Below are 20305 nucleotides of genomic sequence, written 5' to 3'. Positions count from 1 at the left end.
GTTCAGCGGTCTCGCTGCATCGCCTTGCGATACTGCGAGGGTGTTTGCCCCACCTGCTTTTTGAAAATGGTATTAAACGTGGATTTACTACTGAAACCGGACTCGGCCAGCACGTCCATAATGGTCAAGTCACTTTTTTGCGGATTGCAGAGCAGCCGCTTGGCCTCCTCAATCCGGTAGCGATTGATAAATTCAAAAAAATTCATCTTAAAGTGATGATTGAGAATACGCGATAGCGTTCGCTCGGGCAAAGACAAGCGCCGCGCCAACAACTCCAACGAAATATCATCCGCCAAATAAGGCCTTTCCCTCTCCATGAACGTGCGCACCCGCTCCACTTGCTCGGCCGTAAAAGCGGCGGTTTCCGCACCGCCCACTGCCGTCAGACCCGCAAACAGGTGAGTGTAGCGAATACTGACAAACGCCAGCGAAGTGACAAAAATAAGCGCCAAGTAATGGCTGGCGATGCCCAACAGGTTGGACCAATCGTCGCCAATGCGATTACCTACCAGATGCACACTGAGCTTCCAGCCAGAGAGCAGCATAAAACCCCATACCACCCACAGCAGCCAGCCGCGCTCACTCACCTCCACGTTGGCGTATTGTTCCAGCAACTGCCGGCGATAGCGCGCGATCAACCAAACACTGGCAGCCCCATAACCAATCACGCTGAGGTGCCAGCCGGTAATAAAGTGCGTCATTAGCGGCGTCCATAAAAACGACTGGTCCCACATGGCCGTCACCTTGGCCTCGCTGGGCAAGGAATAATAGTGACGCACCAACAGCGCCCCCACCAGCAAAGCCGGCAGCAAATGCAGGCAGACATTCCAGCGCCAGCGATAATCGCGATAGAGCACACTGGCCACATAGCCGAACAGCAACGGCCCTTGCAACCAATAGCTAAAACTGCCGACAAACAAGGCATTGGCATCCCAGGACAAAAGCGCCCGGCGCAGAGGCTCAGACCAGATCAATAAGGTATCCACCGCCTGTACAGCGCTGACAACCAATATGGCCACCAGCAGATACACGCTTTTATCCCCAGGACGGCGGGTGCTGAACAGCAGGGCCGCCAACAACAAATACTGCCCCGCCGCCATCAGCAGCGCCAGATCGTGGACATTAAACAGCAAGCTATCGTGGTGTAGGCCGTTCACTGAACTCTCTCTTATTGTTGTGCTCGCGCTGCTCCCAGCCCAAGCCAGCTGGGGGCTGTCGCCGAAGTGCGAACTTGCGCTACACAAATCCGTACGGCCCGATTCACGCAAAATCGCCCATTCGGGCGCTCGATGCCACCGCCGGGACGACACTGAAGCTGGCCCGCATACACAGGATAAAACCAAAAGGGCCAAACGGGCGCGCCGCCCACTGCCCACATTCTAACAGGGCGGCGCGCCATGGCAGACTCAAACTCATAATAACGAGAGGTCACACCATGAAGCTTACATCCATTACCACCCTCTTCGGCGCCACCGTACTCGCGCTGGCCTCAGCCTCCGCCCAGTCTCAGACCGGCTATTTTAAAGACGATTTCACCTGGGGCTACAACAGCAGCATCTGGCAGGCCAGAAGCGGCAGCAATGGCACGCCCTTTGGTTGCACCTTTGCTCCCAGCATGATCAACCCCAGCTCCCACGGTATAACTCTGGGGGTCAGTCCGGGCCAGTGCGCGGAGCTGCGCACTCACTCGCTGCTCGGCTACGGGCGCATCCAAGGCAGCCTGAAAACCGGCAACGCCCCCGGCACCGTATCGTCCATTTTCACCTATACCTCCTGGTACGATGTACCGGGTCGCGCCTGGCAGGAAATCGACATTGAATTTCTGCCAAGCCTTGGCAATGTGGTGCACACCAACGTGATTTATCAGCCCGAGGGCGGCAACTACCAGAGTTGGGAGCAGGACATCGACCTCGGCCAGTATGGACTGAACATCACTCAGGACCTGGTGCACATTGGTTTCGACTGGTCCAGCTGGAAAATCGACTGGTACGTCTACGACGCCTGGGGCAACTATCAGGTGATTCGGACCCTCTACAAAGACAATGGGGACGGCTATGTAGCCGCCAACGAAATTCCCCAGTACGCCTGGCCGTCAGATCCCACCCGAGTCATGATCAACCATTGGCACGGCGACAATTCCAGCAGCGGCTTCTATTTCCCCGGTGAGTACTACTGGGAGAACACCTGGGCTTACTACGATTATCTGGAGTACACCCCTCAGTAACCACGGTTGGCGGGCGGCCTGTCTCAGGCGCCCGCTTCGTTTTTATCAGTCGGCAACAGGAAACACCATGCAAAAGCATACCCCATACCTTCAAGGCACAGCCCTGGCATGCACTCTGGCTCTTCTCAGCGCCTGCGGCGGCAGCGGAGGCGGCACTGCAGAACCACCTCCGGTACAAAGCTCAAGTTCTAGCTCGAGCTCCAGCTCAAGCTCAAGCTCTGAATCCAGTAGCAGCGTCTCAAGCAGCAGCCAATCTAGCCAGTCCTCCAGCAGTAGCTCGTCGGCCGCTGACGACTGCGCCTTCAACGACTCAGCCATTAACGTGAGCACCGGCACCACCACCATTGAAGCGGAAGCCTTCGACACGTGCAGCGACTCCGCAATGGATAATAGCCCAGGCAATTCGGGCACCGGTCGCGACACCGACGTCGACCTTCTGGCCGACAGCAGTTTTTCCGGCGGATTCGCGCTCTATGACACGGAGGCAGGCGAGTACACGCAATACCAAATTATGGTGGCACGCTCAGGGCTCTACCGGATTCACTACCAGGCCCGTGGCACAGGTGCCTGGACGCTTTCGAGCGAGGGCAAGGTACTGGCCGAGAACAGTGCTGGTGGCTCGAGCGACTGGCAAACACTCAGCAGCGCTCCTGTGTACCTGACTGACGGGCTGCAGACACTGCGCCTGAGCTTCACCGCCGCGGGCGCGGAACTGGACTATCTAGAGCTCAGCTACGATGAGCCGCTCACCCACGATCCGCACAGTGCTGTGGATAACATGGGTATTGGCATCAACCTCGGCAACACACTGGATGCCTACCCCAACGAAGGCGACTGGGCGCCAGCGGCGCAACAGGTGTACTTTAAGGCTTTCAAGGAGGCCGGCTTTGCCCATGTGCGCATTCCTGCCACCTGGGACGACCACACGGCAGAGACCCCGCCTTACGCCGTGGACGAGGCGCGCATGGACCGGACCGAACAAATCGTCGACTGGGCGCTGGCACAAGGTTACTTTGTGATGCTCAACGCGCACCACGAAATCTGGCTTAAGGAAGACTACCAAAGCCCGGCGACACGCGAGCGCTTCGACGCCATCTGGCAGCAGATTTCGGAGCGGTTTGCGAATAAGTCCGCAAGGCTGGTGCTCGAAATTCTCAACGAACCCGTGGGCATGAGCATGGAGCAGGTCAACGACCTCAACCCGCGCATTCTCGGTATTATTCGCGAGCACAACCCCGACCGACTAGTGGTCATCTCATCCAACGACTACACACCGGTCAGCGGTCTGGCCGGTATCGACCTGCCCGCAGACGAACAGCTGATTGGGAACTTTCACTCCTATGACCCATGGGCATTTGCCGGCCAATGCACGCGCCGCTGGGGCAGCGATGCCGATAAGGAAGAGCTACGCGCGATTTATCAAACGGCCAGCAACTGGGCCAGCACTCAGGGTCTGCCCGTGATGGTCAACGAGTTTGGCGCCGCTCACTACGATTACAACCAACCCGAAAACGTGTGCAACCCGGACGATCGCCTCGCCTACCTGCGCGAGCACGTCAACCTGGCCACCGAATTCGGTGTGGCGGCAAGCGTCTGGGACGACGCCGGCTCCTTTGGCATCTACAACCGGGCAGAAGACACCTGGGGGCCGGCAAAGGACATTCTTGTGGCACCCAACGCGCGATAGAAAACAGCGCGCCCGCTCGGGCGCGCTCTACTCCTAGAGCGGCGTTTTAATCAGCGACGATCTCTTCCACCGCAATCAACGCGGGACCACGCACGTAGAGACTCCCGCCCTCCGTCATCAGGAAGCCAACTTCCAGCTCCACGACTAACGCTTGCTCTGCTGTCGGTAATTCAAACTCGACCTCATAGCGGTGCCAATCCGCCGATACGTCCAGATCATCCACCGCCGCTTTTTCTGACAGCAGCAGTGACGAGCCAAGAATGGGAGGAGAGCCGGCCGGAATTCCCTTGGCCGTCACTACCAAGCCCGGCGCTTCCATGGCCTCGCCCCATTCGCTGGTAAATTCGGCACGCATGTCCGCCGAGAACCGCAGCGTTCTGCCGATGAACGGCTCGATAGATTCGCCTTTGAACAATTGCCGCACTTTTCCCCAGGGCTCCACACCGACCCGGGTAAACATCATCACGCCATCATCAACGATGACAGAATAAGAGCCATTGCTGGCGTGGGCCAGCAGGCTCCACTGATCGACATTCCCCTGCTCGCCTTGTAAAAACTCCGCGTTCAACAGGTAACCCGGATCCGGCGCCTCATACTCAGGCTCTACCGGGGTCTCTGGCTCCGGCTCGGGAACTGGTGTCGGGGTCGGAGTCGGTGCTGGCGCAGACGCATGATCGTCCGAGCCACACCCTGCCATGAGCAAGACAACACACACGCTACCCAATACACAATTTAGCCTCATCAAGTCTTTCTCCTGGGGCGGGGCCTCACCGACCGGTAAAACACACCCACTGTTCATCGAAAACCTCATCCAATGCGCCATTAGAGCGGAGGGGGCAATCCACCACTGGCACTTAAGTTGCGTGTCCCTGACAACCAGGAAGCAAATACAGAGGTCTGCACTATGGCAATGATACCGAAAACACTGGACGAAGTGCTGAGTTACACCCACGCTTTTCATGAGCGACTTGCATACCACCTGCTTCAGTGCCAGGGTCGGCAACCCAGCGAGCGCGAGCAGATGTTATTACTGCACCTAGCGCAACAGGAGAAAAAGCTGGCGAGCACCATCGCCAAGCTGCAGGGCGCCGCTCATCAGGGCGTGTTGGGCACTTGGTACTACGAGTACACCGACAGGCACCCCATTGCAGCCTTTCAGCCGGACAGCATCGATTTCAGCGACATGGACTGCGACGCCATCAGCGCGACCATCGCCGAGCTACACGACCAACTGGTTGACCTGTATCGGCACATGCACGACCGCTCGGAGAGCAACTCAGCGAAAGAGTTTACCGCCGAGCTGCTGGATATTCAGTGCAGCCAGGCCAAATTGGTGAGCTTTGACTCAGGCCGGGTGCAAGAAATTTAATGGTTTGTAAGCCCTACAACGTAACTCAGGGCTCTTCAGAGGCCTCTGTCGATACTTCGGTGAGGGCCGGGCCACGCGCATAGAGCTTGCCGCCCATCGTATGCAAAATAGCCACTTCCAGCTGTGTCCCCTGCACCAAGTCGGCCGCTGGCAAGGTAAAAGTCACCGAGTAACGCTGCCAGTCGTGCTCACCTGGCACTGCAGTCATCTGCGCCTTCTCGCTTAAAACAACCGAGCTGCCCATCATGGCCGGAGTGCCCTTGCGCACGCCTTTCACCAACACCGTCAATGCTGGTGGTTCCATTGGCTCGCCGTACTCATCTGTAAAGCTGCCTTTAAGCTCTGCGGAAAACGCCAATGTTTTCCCCAGCAGGGGCTTAATGTCAGCGCGTGAGAAGTTCTGGCGCAGCTTTCCCCAAGGCTCCACCCCGGTGCGCTCAATGACCACGCCTTGCTCTTCCAAAGAAAGCGCATATGAGGTATTGCTCGAGTGCTGCGACAATGCCCAATGAGGTAACTTGCCAGCGCCATCGGGCGTAAACTCCGCGTTCATCAAAAAGCCAGGGTCCGGCGGTGAGTAGGGCTCTACCACTCGCCCCGGCTTATCCTCTTGACTGCGCTCACAGCCGAGCAGAGCAAACAATAAAAAGCCCGACAGCCATAAAAATCTTTGTTGTGCAAACATGGTCATCTTTAATCCTTTGATCACAGGTCAGCGCCAGCCTTACCAAATAAAAACAACGACCTAAGCCGTTCTTAGCCAAGCAAATCTGCAAAGAGTACCATATCAGGGTAAAAAGCGCCTGTTAGAGCACTTATAAAAAACAGTCAGCACCCAGCTTGCTGGAGACTAACTGCAGGATAATATGTCGGCAGAATAAGGTTGAGTCTGTATGAGTTTTAATGCGCGCCGATTAACTCAAAGCTATAAAAGCGTTGGCCAGATAAAGACAATCATCCAAGGCTTTGTGCACCTATGCTTAGGCGCACCAGTAACCGCAGCTACGCACAGGTGGCAGATCGTTGAACAGTACAGTGCAGCCAGCGCCTCTTTATTTCAATCATAGCGCCTTAGAGCGCAAGCACGCCACAGTCCAGGCTTGGAGGAAGAGCAGACTCACCCCCACTATCAGGTCCATGGGGAAGGGCTCTTTGGCGGGGGACAAGATGATCCACGCAAACCGCGACTAGGTGCCCCTCAGCACTATAGCGTGCGTGCAAATTCAGCTTTTTCAACTCTGCAGTGCTGTCAGGCAGTCCGTTCATTAAGCGGCCGCACTGCGAAACAAACACCTCAAAATCCGGGTCACACTGAATCACCTTTTTCATCGTTTTCTCCTAAAAATAACTAAGTTTTAGAGGGACCAATACCATTACGCCACCCAAGCGCTAATGGCCATGCCAGCGACCATCATGTTTATGCAGTAGGTTCTGCAAGGCACCAGCGGTTGGCCGGAAGCTGGCGTCGGGCTCGCCCTTAAAACAACCGATTAGCCAGGGGTAGGCGTTCGTAATGTAGTAACCGTATTGGCCATTCAGCGTCATACCATTGCATTCATCGAGATCACCGAAACCTTCCTGGTATTCATAATCACCGATAAACTGGCCGTCGTAACTGCTGCTCGAAACATTACCGACGCCGCCAACTGGCGTGGTGTAACCTGCAGCATCTATACGCTCACCGCGTTTCAGTGCGTAACTGGAAGTGACCGCGCGAATAGCACCGGTATCCTCGATACACGGGCCATACACGGGAAATCCATCCGCAGCAAAGCCAACGACAGGCGATACGGTACCGTTGATTTCACAGTCAAGATCAAACAAAGCACGTGGGCTACCATGGTAGTGGTAAGTACCGTCAGGTTGCGGGTGCGCATTATGGCTGTCCGTTCCAAAATCATTCAGCGCAGACATAGGATCGTAGCGCCAAGGGTTGTCAATACTGTCTTGTCCGCACCCAATTTTTTCTTCGCCAAGGGGCTCGCCGCCGACGTCGTAGCAGGCAGCAGACAGTAAATCGGCGGTTACACCATTGAGAAAAACAATATTTTTCAGACCAATACTGAGGGAGGTGACGCTAGCCGCCGGCTCAGGCAATGCGGTAATGGTGTAACTGCCATTTTGTTCGGAGACAGCTGTGGCAAACTTTGCCCCCGCATCGTTAAAATTGTGATTGGGTATTTCATTGGCTGAAAAGGTACACCAAGAGCCATCTGAGGTCAGAATAAAGTCCCCTTCAAAATTAACGGCGCGCTGTATATCTTCCACATTGGAAAAATAGCTGCCGACGTAGTTGCGGCAGGAGCCTGCACGGCCAGTGAGCTCAATACCGGTAATATCGAGATTCTCATGGGCTGAAAAGATCGTTACTGAGGCAGCGGCGCTCTCGCTCTGACCGTCGCTCACAACTAAAGAGGCGGCAAAGGTGCCGGGAAGATCAGCAATAAAACTGGGCATCGAGGAGGTAGCATATACCAACACTGCTTCGCTGCCTTCGGGGACTTGGGTCAGCTGCCACTGATAGGAAAGGGCATCGCCGTCGGCATCGAAGCTGGCACTTGCGTCCAGTATCACCTCGGTGCCCGTCGCCACAAATTGCTCAGCTCCCGCATCAGCAACTGGCACTGAGCCTTCAGAGTCAGAGCTTGAAGAACTGCCGGAAACCGTTTCACTGCTGGCCACGCTTGAACTCGAAGCGCTGCTGGTATTGCCAAGCTCAATACCGGACGAACCAGAGGAGGCGGAGTTCATCGGGACACTGCCTACCACTTCTGCTAACGCACCTTTAACAGTGTCCGAGCCGCCCCCGCACGCGCTCATGAGCGCCAGAATTACTGCGGCCGCTATCAACGCGCTGCAGCGGCACGATACGGGCTGCACAAGCCTCTCTTCACGCTTGCGGTTAACTCGTGAAAAAAGACGAGTACTTGTCATTTCTAACTCCTGAGCCCTGTTATCATAAATTGCCTGCCTATGTTCCGGTGAATTCAAACCGGCTTGAGCAATTTACACACCACTCAGAATTTTTTTATAACAATCAAACCTCTACATTGTGCCACCGCTTCGAATCAACCGTTTTCACAAGCCATCACTCATAGCTTTGCTTATAAGCACTCCAACGGAAGCCTACTGCTTATTGGAGAACGTAATACGTCCACCGCCTTTCCCCGCATTTGGCCAAGAGCCCCTCTTTATGCAACTTTTTTAATAAGTAGGATGCTCTGGCATGATCGACGCCCAGCCATTGCTGCACAGAGGTATTGTCGACCCGTTGCTCTTGTCCGGCGAGTTTTAACACCCGCTCTTCATCGGTACCTGCACCAATAACGCTTGCCTCATCGCTGTCGGCCAATCCAGCGGATGACCGCATTTGATTCCGGTTAAGACCGTTAAAAGCCCCGTAGGCCACAACCTCTCCGGGGCTCGAGCCGCCTGCCTGCTCATCGTAGCCATCACCAGAAACTGTGAGAAAAGGCTCAATAAAATGCAGATGTTGGGGTTGGATCGCGGCTCCGCGGCTGGCAATCAGGGCATACTCCATCAGATTTCGAAGCTCTCGAACATTGCCGGGGTAATGATAGCGGCGCAACCTGGCCATAGACTCGGGACTGACCGCGGGGGTTTCCCGGCCCATTTGCCCCGCCAGCTGTTCGGCAAAGTAACCTACCAGCAAGGGAATATCCGCTGCTCGCTCACGCAGTGCTGGCAGAGTGAGCACGAACCCCGCCAGGCGGAAGTACAGGTCTTGCCTGAACGTTTTTAGCGCGACCTTCTCCTGCAAATTGACATTGGTTGCAGCGACGACACGCACATCCACCTTACGAGCTTTACGTCCACCAACGGGCATCACCAAACCATCTTCCAAGACTCTGAGCAGCTTGGCCTGCAGGGTCAATGGCATATCGCCTATTTCGTCGAGAAACAAGGTGCCACCGTCAGCGCTGGCAAAAAATCCCGGGCGGTCGCTGCTGGCTCCGGTAAAGGCGCCCTTAACGTGACCAAAAAATTCGGCGTCGGCAAGCTCTGCGGGCACAGCCGAGCAGTTCACAGCAACGAAAGGCTTGTCGCGTCTATCGCTGCCGAAATGGATCGCCCTGGATACCAACTCTTTACCAGTGCCACTTTCACCCAACACCAGCACATTGGTGCGCAGAGCCTGCTGGAGACTGCGCACATCATCCAATAGCTCACAGACTTTGCGGCTTTGCCCCACAAAGGCGTCAATTCCCCACTGCTTGGCCTCCCGAACCGACAGAGCTGATAACTTTTGATCCGCTTGTTGCAGTTTGTCTTCCACTTCAATACGCCGGTCAATCTGCTCTTGTAACTGACTATTGAGACTTGCCAGATCGCGGTTCTTTTCCTGTAACTCACGACTTTGACGGGTAATCGTAAGGTGGGTGTTGATCCGCACAAGCACTTCTTCACGCTGCAACGGCTTGGTGATGTAATCGACAGCGCCGGCCTGAAAACCTGTCACCTTACTTTCGGTATCGCCCAGCGCACTCATAAAAATAACCGGTACCGCTGCCGTGCCTGGGTGCTTCTTTAGTTCGCGGCAAACCTCAAACCCGTTTAAACCGGGCATCATCACGTCGAGTAACACCAACTCCGGAGGTCGGCTCCGGGCGATCTCGAGCGCCTGCTCGCCATCGGTCGCCACGGCTAACTCAAAGCCACTATTGGCCAGGTAATGCACGAGAATATCAAGGTTTTCGGGCTTGTCATCGACAACAAGTAAGCGAGTCGCAGTGCCAGTCATAGTATGGAGGGTCCCGTCGTTTAACCGTGTCGGCCTATAAGAGCATCAGACAGAAGTATAAGCGATTTATAAGCGCCTATAGGCAGGGCCGCCTAAATCTCTACGCACAAAGAACACAAGCAATTGATATCAATACGAATTTTTTACATGGCCAACATCTTGCTCTATGCGCATTAACGGCTTAATGCCATCCACTAACGATCCGCTGGGACAATTTATGCTAGCTTCATGCATCACTCAAGAATACACTCCGCGCGTTTTACTAGTGGATGACACGCCCGCCAACCTGGATGTACTGGTTGCCCATTTGTCTTCCGAAAACATCGAACTGATGGTGGCGACCTCAGGTCAGGAGGGGCTGCATCTGGCCCTTACAACTAAACCCGATTTGGTGCTTCTCGATGTAATGATGCCCGACATGGACGGCTACACTCTATGCGCTCTCATGCGCGAAGACCCGATGCTCACTGATATTCCGGTGGTGTTTTTGACCGCCAAGCACAGTGAGCAAGACATTGAACACGGCCTGGGATTGGGCGCGGTCGACTACATATCCAAGCCCTTTTCCATGCCCATACTCAAAGCCAGGGTACGTAATCATCTAGCGCTTAAACGCAAAGGAGATCAACTGGCAGAATTGGCCTGCACCGACGCGCTCACGCACATCGCCAACCGCCGTTTTTTCGATCAAATGCTGGATCAGGAGTGGCGACGTGCCGAGCGCAACAAGAGTGAGCTGGCAGTCGTTATGATCGATATTGACCACTTTAAAGAGTACAACGATTCGCTCGGCCATTGTGCCGGCGACCAGTGTCTGAAGAAAGTCGCCACCACCTTAAAAGCCGCTGTGCACCGCCCAGGCGATATTCTGGCCCGCGTGGGGGGAGAGGAGTTTGTTGTCCTGCTGCCAGAGACCAATTTGGCCAATGCGACCTTGATGGCCGAACAGATGCGCCTTCGCATCAATGCGCTCACCATGCTGCACCCAAGCTCGCCCAGTGGCGACCGGCTGACCATAAGCCTCGGAGCGGCCAGCCTTTACCCATCGCCAAAGCGTGTTCCCACTGATCTTATCGACCAGGCCGATCGCAACCTCTACGCCGCCAAGCGCTCTGGCCGCAATCGGGTTGTTGCGCAGTAAAACACCGACCTGAGTAATCGACATGGCGGGATGGACAACGGCTCTAGATAGCCCAGCAACCCGTAGGCAGACGTGCACGTCGTCACGAATGCCGTTATTCTTGCGCCTGAACCAAGCACACCGGACGTGCAACCCCAGATCAAGCTAAAGAATGAGTCCACATCATGAGAGTTTTCCAACGCCCCTCTGCCCTTGCCGCCATCATCCCTTTTGCAGTCAGTAGTTTGATAGCGCATTCGGTACTCGCCGCTGGCGACGCCATGGCCCCTCAGGGCAGCGCCGAGCAGGACGAACTGCAAGCCCTGCTATCCATGCTGGAGGAGGAGACCGATGTGGCCACCCAGACCAAGCTCAACTCCGACTATGTCCCGGGTATGGTCAGCGTTCTGCACGCGGAAGATCTGATCAACGCCGGGCACCTCACTGTGCGCGAGGCGCTTAACCAGGTTGCCGGCTTTCACTCAACACTTGGCAACACTGGAGACAGCAAAACCATCGTCCGTGGAATAGGCGCAACACTCAACGCCAGCAACCTAAAACTGATGATCAACGGTACGGCCTTCAACCGCCCGACCGACGGTTCAGCCGACTGGCTCCTTCGCCTGCCCCTGGAACAAATCGACCGCATTGAGGTTATTCGTGGCCCAGGATCACCACTGTACGGCGAATACGCTTTCTCCGGCGCAGTGAATGTGATTACCCGAAAGGACAACACTGTCGCCACTAGGGCCGGAAGTCACAACCAATACACGCTAGCGGGAAACTTTCATCAGCAGTTGGACAACGGCGTTTTACTGACGGCCAACACTGCCTACTGGCAAAACGATCAAAGCGGTATGCAAACCAACCCGGATAATTTCGCCAACAGCGGTAACGGCTTTTCACCCCAGCCGATTTATGATCATCAACAAGGTGCCACATTGTTTGCGGGTCTGAAAGCTGGCGGCTTGAGTGTTGACTGGTACTACGCCGACCTGGAGCGCGGCCCTTGGTATGGCCGCAACGCCGCAATGCCCTACGAGCTGGAGCCGCGGCAGGAGACAGTCCATAAACTGCAAGTGCAACAAGACTGGGGCTTAAGCAGCACACTGAATGCGCGCCTCAAGGCCAGCTACCAGATTTCTGAGCTCAACGAGGCAGCCTATCTCCCTATCCCCGCGGGCATCCGGGGGCCGGGCCCCGGCAACCAAGTCATTGCCAGCAATAATTATCGCCGTGACGGCTCCAAGGACTCAGAATTCACCGTGGAGGCCAGCACCCACTGGAAAGCGACTAGCGATCATGACTTGTACCTGGAGCTCGGCTACAGCAAGAGCGCCGTCGAGTCAGCGTTTCGGACTCAACAAAGTGATCAGGGCCCGGTGATAGAACGTCCGGAAAACGCGTTCATCGTTTTGCCGGGCGCAGAGCGTGAACATTTAAGCCTAACGTTGCAGGATCAGTGGCAGGCGACGGATAATCTGGCAGTCACCTTGGGCCTGCGCCTCGATGACTATGACGATTGGGGTGAGCACCTGTCGCCCCGGATTGCCGCTGTATGGCAAGCCTCAGACCGTCATATTTTGAAAACGCAGTATGCCGAGTCCTTCCGCCCGCCGACACTTGCTGAAAGCTACCCTGGCCCAAACTCCTACCCTGGGCAACTGCAGGCTGCCTCTTTAACCGAAGAGTTCCTAAAATCCACAGAGTTCGCCTACATTTACCGAAATGCTGGCCTAAAGCTGGGCGCCACCGCCTTTTATATTGAAGTGAAGGATTTGATTGAGTTTCACCTTCAGCCCGGGCGTGCACCTTTTTGGCGTAACCGTGGCGACATTACCGCCCAGGGACTTGAACTCGAGTGGCGGCAAAGTATTGGCAGAACTCTAGACTGGGACGCCAATGTCTCTTTCGTTGATGCAGAAGACTCCTTCGATCAAGACGACCGCCTTTTGGGCAGCATCCAGTGGCTGGTGAATGCAGGGCTGACCTGGCACGTGAACAACAGCATGGATCACACCCTTCAATACCGCTATGTGGGTGAGCAAGAGGGCTGGGAGTTACAGCTGCGCAACCCTCACGCTGAAACATTTTCTCCGTACAGCACACTGAACTACACGCTTACGCTAAAGCGCCTGCTGGGCGTGGCGGGGTTGAGCTTAAGGGCAAGTGCCGTCAACTTATTGGATAAGCAGTACAACAGTGTGCCAACACCTGCTCAATACCCGCAAGGTTTACCCCAGGGAGAAAGACAGCTCAGTGGTCAATTGGAGTATCTGTTTTAAAGCGGGCGCAAAGCGCAAACCATCCCGATGCCAAGAGGTAAGTGGCCGATGAGTCCGGGCAAGCACAAAACAAGGCTAGCGCGCTTTCTGCAGTGTCTGCTGTTGAGCCTTGTGCTGTCTTTTCCTAGCCACAGTCTTGTTGCTGACGCCTTCAGTGACAGGCGCGCGTACGTAGGCTTAAAGCTTTTCCGGACACTGCTGGCGGCCGACCTCGATGCTCCCGGGAAATCAGGCAACACCATCTACTTCGTTTACGCGACCGACCAAGCGCTTGCCGAGCAACATGCCAAACAGTACGCAGACAACGCCCCTAAAGCAGAAGACATCTCACTCGAAACGATCCCTCTTGAGCGACTAATTAGCCAAAAAACACAAGCTGGCGGAGTTTTCGTGTCACAGAAGCTCAATGGCCTAGAGCTGGATACACTGGTGAACTACGCTAAAAGACAGCACGTTATTACGTTTTCCCCTTACGAAGGCGACGTCGAGGCCGGAGTTCTTGGCGGCCTGGCGGTAGAGGCAACTATCAAACCTTATATTAATGTCAACACTCTCTCTTTAAGCGCCGTGAATATTAAAAGCTTTTACCTAAAGGTGGCAAAGCTCTATGAGTAGACTGGTCTGCGCCACCATCCATGCGCTAAAAACCGGGGGCTTCAAAACCCCGTGTGTGATTAGCCTCGTTTTTTTAGTGCTCATTGCAAGCTTTATAGTATTCCTAAACCGCTACTGGTCGGGAACGCTTCAGCCCAGACTCTACCACACCGCACAAACTCAAGCCGTTATTCTTGCCGAATCGCAGGCGTACTTATTACAGCAGGCGCTACACCAAACCCTCGAAAATAATGACAAGCGGTTTTTGCAAGACGCCACGCAAAAGATACTGCTAGTGGAAGATCCAGCAATAGGCCAAAATATTGTAGAAGGCCTGGCTCTGCAAGTTGATTATCAAACTGTTCAGGCCGATCAGGGGTCGCTCGATTTTACCGAGGGCAATACTCGATGCTCCAGTTGCTTCACCGCGTCGATTCCACTGTTCGCGCCTGCAGGCGATTTGCTTGGAATTGTCGATTTTACGCTGAGCGATGCTTACTTCCAGAGCCTGAGCACTGATATGAAGTCTAAGCTGATGGCGGAATCCAGCATCGCCATGGCACTTATGATCGCCGTTTGGCTCACCATGCTGGTTATGTTTTACCGGTTAAATACGGCCAAGCGCATTATTGAAGACTCGGATCGAGCCAAAACACGGTTTATGGCAAACGTCACTCACGAACTGCGCACACCTCTCAATGCCATCTTGGGTTATACCCAGCTCTACAAAGAAGACCCTTCGCTGATGCGCACTCACCGGCAAGGCATAGAAACCATAGACCAAAGCGCGGCTCATCTTTTGCTAATGATCAACGATATACTTGATTTCTCGCGCAGTGACCAAGACAGCCTAAGCCTCGCCCCTATCGAAACAGCTTTTGTACCCTTCTTACAGATCATAGGCGACATGTCTCAGGCTCAAGCAAAGCTTAAAGGCATTAAGTTCACAGGAGTGTTCGACAAAACACTGCCACCAGTGGTGCGTACTGATGAAAAAAGGTTGCGGCAAATCCTGCTGAATCTTATTAGCAACGCCATCAAGTTTACTCCCGAAGGAGAGGTCACATTTAAGGTCGCCTTGCTCGACTCCAGCCCTCATTATGCCGACATTCGGTTCAGCGTTGTGGATACAGGCATCGGCATAAACGCGGCTGATGTGTCACGCATTTTCCTGCCGTTTGTCCAAGTTGACAATGACATTACCCGCGCAGAGGGCTCTGGGCTTGGATTGACGATCAGCCAGCGTATACTCAAGCTGATGCAATCAAAACTTCAGGTTGCCAGCACGCCAAGCAAAGGCACGACAGTCTGGTTCGATTTACGCCTGGACGCACCGAAAGGTGTCGCTGAAAACCGCGTGGAGATTTTAGCAAGAACGCCGACACCCTCAGGCCACGCACAAGCCCCAAGCGCCGAAAAGCTCGAGCGGATGATAGACCAAGCCCTTAGACACAACATTCTCGGTCTCAAAGAGGCAATTGCTGAACTAGAAAATGAAGCCCGCTATGCTATGTTTGTAGAGGAAGTACGGGAATACCTTCGGAACTACCGCTTTAAGCCCTTGGTTGAATACCTTACTGAAAAGTTAAAAGCAGCTTCTACAGAAGGCAGGCAAACAGATTTCGGCTGACAACAGTTATCTCTTTAAACCAACGCCGCCAAATCTCTTAACAGCTCAATAGGTCAGATTCATCCGCTACGCGGTGTACTGGAGATAGATTCGTCTCTTGCGGTCGTCGAGTGTTTCAAAGCCGGATAATCTGACGCTAAAAACATTTGTCATGCCGCTCATTGTATTTCACTTCTTCTCTATCATCATGTCACCATCGAATATGACAACCCGTTACATATTTCCAATAGAGCAATACTTTCGTGACACAGGGCACAAACTTAAAACTGATAGCATAAAACGTCTCAATCGACTTAAGTTCAATTTGACAATAAGGCTCTGCGACCCTTAAATCTGCCCTGCTGTTCGCTAACCAGTCGCCAATAGCCTCTGATTCTAATAATGCAGTAGGGACTGAATGTTCGTGTTCACTTTTATTGTTCAGAACTCGCAAAATGCAGCGCGGCATGGGTTAGCGCCGACTAAAACCCATTACGACTCTTACAGGAGTTCGCCATGATAAATCTAACTCGAATACCTTTATTGCTCGCCACCTCTGCGCTTGTCTGTTCGGGCGCCGCCCACGCCATTACAGACGGTTCAGGCGAAGCCACGCTCAACTTATCCAACCAGTGGGGCTCGGGCTACTGCGCCGATGTCACGATTGCCAACAACGGCAGTGCCAACATTAACAGCTGGACGGTCGGGTTGGGCCTGAACGGCGCCAACGTCACCAACCTGTGGAACGGGACTCTCAGTGGCGAGAGTGTATCGCCCGCCGCTCACAATGCCAGCATTGCCCCCAATAGCAGTACAAGCTTTGGTTTTTGCGCCAATGGCAGCGCCACCCCTACGCTGGCCAGCCTGGATATTCAGGGCGGTGGCGATTCGGGTAGCTCAAGCAGTTCGAGCAGTTCCAGCAGCTCCAGCAGTTCGCCCTCCAGCGGCAGTAACAGCATTACCGTACGCATGAGCGGCACGGTGGGCGACGAAAGCGTCAGCCTTGAAGTGGGTGGACAAACCATCGAAACCTGGACTCTTAGCATTGGCATGCTGGACTACACCGTCAACACCGACGCCAGCGGTGAACTGCGCGTCGCTTTTACCAATGACGCGGGTGATCGCGATGTTCAGGTTGACTATGTGATCGTCAACAATGTCACTTATCAGGCTGAAGACCAACAGGACAACACCGGCGTCTGGGACGGTGAATGCGGCGCAGGCGACTACTCCGAGATGCTGCACTGCAGTGGCTCTATTGGTTTTGGCAACCCGTTCAATGGCGGCTCGTCGTCAAGCTCCAGCAGCAGCTCATCGGGCAACCCCGACTTCCCGGAGTTTTTTGTGGGCAACATCACCACCAATGGCAGTGTGAGATCGGACTTTACCCAGTACTGGGATCAGATCACCCCCGAAAACGAAGGCAAGTGGGGCTCGGTAGAAGGCACCCGCGACCAATACAACTGGGGACCTTTGGATGACATTTACGACTATGCGCGGGCCAACGGCATTCCGGTAAAAGCTCATGTGCTGGTGTGGGGCAGCCAACGCCCAGGCTGGATCGACGGGCTCAGCGCGGCTGAACAGCGCGCGGAAATCGAAGAGTGGATCATCGACTACTGCGACCGCTACCCGGACACGGCGATGATTGACGTGGTGAACGAAGCTCTGCCCTCGCACGCTCCGGCCAGCTATGCCGAGAGCGCCTTTGGCAGCGGCTGGATTACCGAATCTTTCCGCCTGGCGCGCGAACACTGCCCGAACGCGGTGCTGATCTACAACGACTACAACTTTATGACCTGGGATACCGATGCCATCATCGACATGATCCGCCCGGCCGTCAATTCCGGCTATGTCGATGCACTCGGGCTGCAGGCCCACGGCCTCTACAACCCCCAGCCCTGGAGCGCTCAGGAGATTGAAGACAAGCTAGACCAAATCGCTGCCCTTGGTCTGCCGCTGTACATTTCTGAGTACGACATTCAGGAATCCAACGACCAACTGCAGTTGGAGTACATGCAACGGCACTTCCCCATCTTCTATAACCACCCGGATGTGGTCGGCATTACTCTCTGGGGTTACGTGGTCGGTGCTACTTGGCGTGAAGGCACAGGGCTGATGACCAGCAATGGCCAACAGCGCCCCGCGATGCAGTGGCTGATGGACTATCTGAACCGATAATAAGCCTCGCGGAAAGGGACTTCCTAGCAAAGCCCTGCACTGGCAGGGCTTTTTTGTATGAGCAAGTCTCGTTTAGAATTTGTCAGCGATACCCAGAACACTGAGCATTCGAACAAGTGGTCTTTCTAACACGGTCTTCCCACACATCAGCGGGCCAGATTCCGAACGGGCGACACACCATCTTGAAAGGTGACATGCCGCCTCTGAAAACTTGTCCCATCAAGACACTCCGGCTTACGAATTCGATCCATTCGAAAATGCCGGAAGTCTCCTCGTAGAGGATCCCAAGCCACCAAATACCACAGCGGCGGTAAAATCAGCATTGCCTGTGGCTCAACAGTACGTTGAGAGACGACACCTTTGGCGTCACGATATTGAAACCGAAAATGTCGCCGCCCAAGAAACGCGGCTTCAAAAGTCGGCAGGAGATTGGAATCCATAGCCGCCATATCTGATATGTCCACCTGTGGCGCCAGCCGACCCACGTACAAACACGCCAGAAAGCGGCGCAGGTCGCGAATCTTATCCGCTGGTAGAGCTCTTTCGATTTTAGCCAGCCCAACATCTGCAAGCTTCAGGAAAGGTATGTTTCCGGTTGCACGCATAGTCTCCACACAGATAAGCAGTGCAAAGGTCTCCGCCACAGACAGCTTGGCTGACATTTGAACAGACTGCGGGTCGAGACTAACCCCACCACCCGGCCCAGGTTCAGAAAAAATAACAAACCCTTCACTTCGCAAGACGCTGATATCGCGCAAGACTGTACGCCTTGATGCGCCAACCGCTGCAGCCAAGTTGGCGACCGTTGTGCTACCACTGCGGCGCAGAATTCGCACTATAGCGTCTTGTCGTATGCGGACATTCACTGCTGCAACCTCTCATAATGGTGTCAATATTTGGCATCATTATAGAATATAAAACACCCGTCATAGAGATAAATCCTCTGCAAAGCAGTGGCACATTCTCATAACAGTCTGTGCCTTGCAATGCTCGAGCATAGAACTAAGTCAACCTCTTCAGGAAAAAATGCTATGAGCGAAATAATCAATTTCCCAAAACCCGAACTGATTCGGGTTAACGGCGTACAGCTGGAAGTGTTCGAGGCCGGTAAGGAAAATGCCGGCAACCCCATCGTACTTTGCCACGGCTGGCCGGAGCATGCGTATTCCTGGCGGTACCAACTTCCGGCTCTTGTGGCGGCTGGTTACCATGTCATCGTCCCGAACCAGAGAGGTTATGGCAACTCGTCTTGCCCCGATGAGATCACAGCGTATGACATAACCCGTCTAACCGGTGACTTAACTGCCCTGCTTGATCACTATGGGTATCAAAACGCCGTTTTTGTCGGTCACGATTGGGGCGCCAATGTTGTATGGGGTATGGCGCTGTTACACCCAGAGCGGGTCGAAAAAGTGATCAACCTGGCCTTGCCCCACCAGGCCAGAACAGAAAAGCCATGGATTGATTTTATGGAGGAGCTGTTCGGAGAAGATAATTACTTTGTACATTTCAACCGAAAACCAGGGGTTGCCGATGACATTTTAAACAAAAATTGCCGTCGTTTTCTGAGAAACCTCTTTCGCAAGAACTTACCTGAAATGCTTCCCGAGCCAGGCATGATCATGATTAACTTGGCAGAAGCGCAAGCACCGGCTGGAGCCCCCGTTATGAGCGATAGCGACTTGGAGATTTTTGTGTCAGCTTTCGAGAAAAGTGGATTCACAGGCAGCATTAATTGGTACAGGTGCCTCAATCGCAACTGGCACCTATTGGCTGACGTTGACCCCGTTATTCACCAGCCCTCGCTAATGATCTATGGCGAACGAGACTCGATTCCAAAATCCAACAGCCTCAGTCACTTCGTTCCCAATGTCGATGTCATCAGCCTCGATTGCGGGCACTGGATTCAGCAGGAAAAACCTAAAGAAACAAATAAAGCAATAGTAGAGTGGCTAACAAGTTAAATTCTTAACCTGAAAATAATCGCAGAACCTGGCATTGCGTATCGACGGAAAACCAGGTTCTACGTAGAAAATTTATTGCTTGCAAAGTGGGCCAGAGGCGTCACCTAAAAGCGTTTTTAAGCCAGATATAATGAAGTTCTGGACAAATCACTGCATTGCGCCTGCTGCCGTACATATTTCAAATATGACATTCAAAAATTCAAAGACCAGCTGCAGCTGGAGTAGATACCAGGGCAAGTCTTCAGCCCATCCCAACCTCGGTAGTCGTAACGCCCCTCTGAGGCTATATAATGGGAGTCACTTTGCGCTAAGGAAAAGGGCTGAGGTTCAGAAATGGCCTGCAGCCCACAGCGATGCAGCGTCCCACAGACTATCTGAACCGCTAGTAACGATAAGCGGAAACGGACTTCCCAGAAAAATCTTAGGGCGAATTTCTATAATCATGCTGATTCGTCGGGGACTCTTTCAGCTCCCTGAAAAGGGGCCAGGTTGACAAAACAAATACTAGCA

16 protein-coding genes are annotated in these 20305 nt (G+C 54.0%); 9 read left to right on the top strand and 7 right to left on the bottom strand.

What is annotated here, in order from left to right:
- Positions 1-2: 2 nt before the first annotated feature.
- Positions 3-1157, bottom strand: coding sequence for a helix-turn-helix domain-containing protein (locus QWI16_RS02060; RefSeq protein ID WP_302711062.1), 1155 nt, complete (start codon positions 1155-1157; stop codon positions 3-5).
- Positions 1158-1435: 278 nt separating this feature from the next.
- On the opposite strand from QWI16_RS02060, the gene QWI16_RS02055 reads away from it, so the two are divergent.
- Complete coding sequence (locus QWI16_RS02055; protein ID WP_302711061.1) at positions 1436-2224, top strand: family 16 glycosylhydrolase; 789 nt, start codon at positions 1436-1438, stop codon at positions 2222-2224.
- Positions 2225-2314: 90 nt separating this feature from the next.
- On the opposite strand, the gene QWI16_RS02050 is transcribed toward QWI16_RS02055, so the two are convergent.
- Positions 2315-2590: a hypothetical protein gene (locus QWI16_RS02050; protein WP_302711060.1), complete on the bottom strand. Its 276-nt coding sequence runs from the start codon at positions 2588-2590 to the stop codon at positions 2315-2317.
- Positions 2591-2606: 16 nt separating this feature from the next.
- Between QWI16_RS02050 and QWI16_RS02045 the strand changes: the two genes are divergently transcribed.
- Positions 2607-3911: a cellulase family glycosylhydrolase gene (locus QWI16_RS02045; protein ID WP_302711059.1), complete on the top strand. Its 1305-nt coding sequence runs from the start codon at positions 2607-2609 to the stop codon at positions 3909-3911.
- Between the two features lie 46 nt (positions 3912-3957).
- Here the strand turns inward: QWI16_RS02045 and QWI16_RS02040 are convergent, their stop codons facing one another.
- Positions 3958-4653: a hypothetical protein gene (locus QWI16_RS02040; protein ID WP_302711058.1), complete on the bottom strand. Its 696-nt coding sequence runs from the start codon at positions 4651-4653 to the stop codon at positions 3958-3960.
- 162 nt (positions 4654-4815) lie between these two features.
- Here QWI16_RS02040 and QWI16_RS02035 point away from each other — a divergent pair, with 162 nt between their 5' ends.
- Complete coding sequence (locus QWI16_RS02035) at positions 4816-5280, top strand: hypothetical protein (RefSeq protein WP_302711057.1); 465 nt, start codon at positions 4816-4818, stop codon at positions 5278-5280.
- 25 nt (positions 5281-5305) lie between these two features.
- Here QWI16_RS02035 and QWI16_RS02030 read toward each other — a convergent pair whose 3' ends face one another.
- The 3 genes from QWI16_RS02030 to QWI16_RS02020 form a co-directional block, all read right to left on the bottom strand.
- Positions 5306-5971 (bottom strand): hypothetical protein, encoded by a 666-nt coding sequence (locus tag QWI16_RS02030; RefSeq protein ID WP_302711056.1) that lies wholly within the window; start codon positions 5969-5971, stop codon positions 5306-5308.
- Between the two features lie 698 nt (positions 5972-6669).
- Positions 6670-8271: a YHYH protein gene (locus QWI16_RS02025; protein WP_302711055.1), complete on the bottom strand. Its 1602-nt coding sequence runs from the start codon at positions 8269-8271 to the stop codon at positions 6670-6672.
- Positions 8272-8413: 142 nt separating this feature from the next.
- Positions 8414-10042, bottom strand: a complete 1629-nt coding sequence (locus tag QWI16_RS02020; protein WP_302711054.1) for a sigma-54-dependent transcriptional regulator — start codon at positions 10040-10042, stop codon at positions 8414-8416.
- Between the two features lie 217 nt (positions 10043-10259).
- Here QWI16_RS02020 and QWI16_RS02015 point away from each other — a divergent pair, with 217 nt between their 5' ends.
- From QWI16_RS02015 to QWI16_RS01995, 5 genes are all read left to right on the top strand, one after another.
- Complete coding sequence (locus QWI16_RS02015; RefSeq protein WP_302711053.1) at positions 10260-11183, top strand: diguanylate cyclase; 924 nt, start codon at positions 10260-10262, stop codon at positions 11181-11183.
- 164 nt (positions 11184-11347) lie between these two features.
- Positions 11348-13447, top strand: a complete 2100-nt coding sequence (locus QWI16_RS02010; protein WP_302711052.1) for a TonB-dependent receptor plug domain-containing protein — start codon at positions 11348-11350, stop codon at positions 13445-13447.
- A 48-nt stretch (positions 13448-13495) separates the two neighbouring features.
- Positions 13496-14062, top strand: a complete 567-nt coding sequence (locus QWI16_RS02005; protein ID WP_302711051.1) for a hypothetical protein — start codon at positions 13496-13498, stop codon at positions 14060-14062.
- Positions 14055-15671 (top strand): sensor histidine kinase, encoded by a 1617-nt coding sequence (locus QWI16_RS02000; protein WP_302711050.1) that lies wholly within the window; start codon positions 14055-14057, stop codon positions 15669-15671. Before QWI16_RS02005 ends, QWI16_RS02000 begins: the two co-directional genes overlap by 8 nt.
- Before the next feature lie 495 nt (positions 15672-16166).
- The gene (locus tag QWI16_RS01995; protein ID WP_302711049.1) at positions 16167-17831 is read left to right on the top strand and encodes an endo-1,4-beta-xylanase; all 1665 of its coding nucleotides are present in this window, start codon (positions 16167-16169) and stop codon (positions 17829-17831) included.
- 146 nt (positions 17832-17977) lie between these two features.
- On the opposite strand, the gene QWI16_RS01990 is transcribed toward QWI16_RS01995, so the two are convergent.
- A complete protein-coding gene (locus QWI16_RS01990; RefSeq protein ID WP_302711048.1) occupies positions 17978-18697 on the bottom strand; it encodes a helix-turn-helix transcriptional regulator in 720 nt (239 codons plus the stop codon).
- Positions 18698-18862: 165 nt separating this feature from the next.
- Here QWI16_RS01990 and QWI16_RS01985 point away from each other — a divergent pair, with 165 nt between their 5' ends.
- A complete protein-coding gene (locus tag QWI16_RS01985; protein WP_302711047.1) occupies positions 18863-19795 on the top strand; it encodes an alpha/beta fold hydrolase in 933 nt (310 codons plus the stop codon).
- Positions 19796-20305: the final 510 nt, after the last annotated feature.

The organism is Gilvimarinus algae (genome assembly GCF_030518215.1).
In the GTDB taxonomy this organism is placed as follows: domain Bacteria; phylum Pseudomonadota; class Gammaproteobacteria; order Pseudomonadales; family Cellvibrionaceae; genus Gilvimarinus; species Gilvimarinus algae.
Note: the sequence above shows the minus strand (reverse complement) of the source record. Positions and strands in the feature narration are given on the sequence as shown.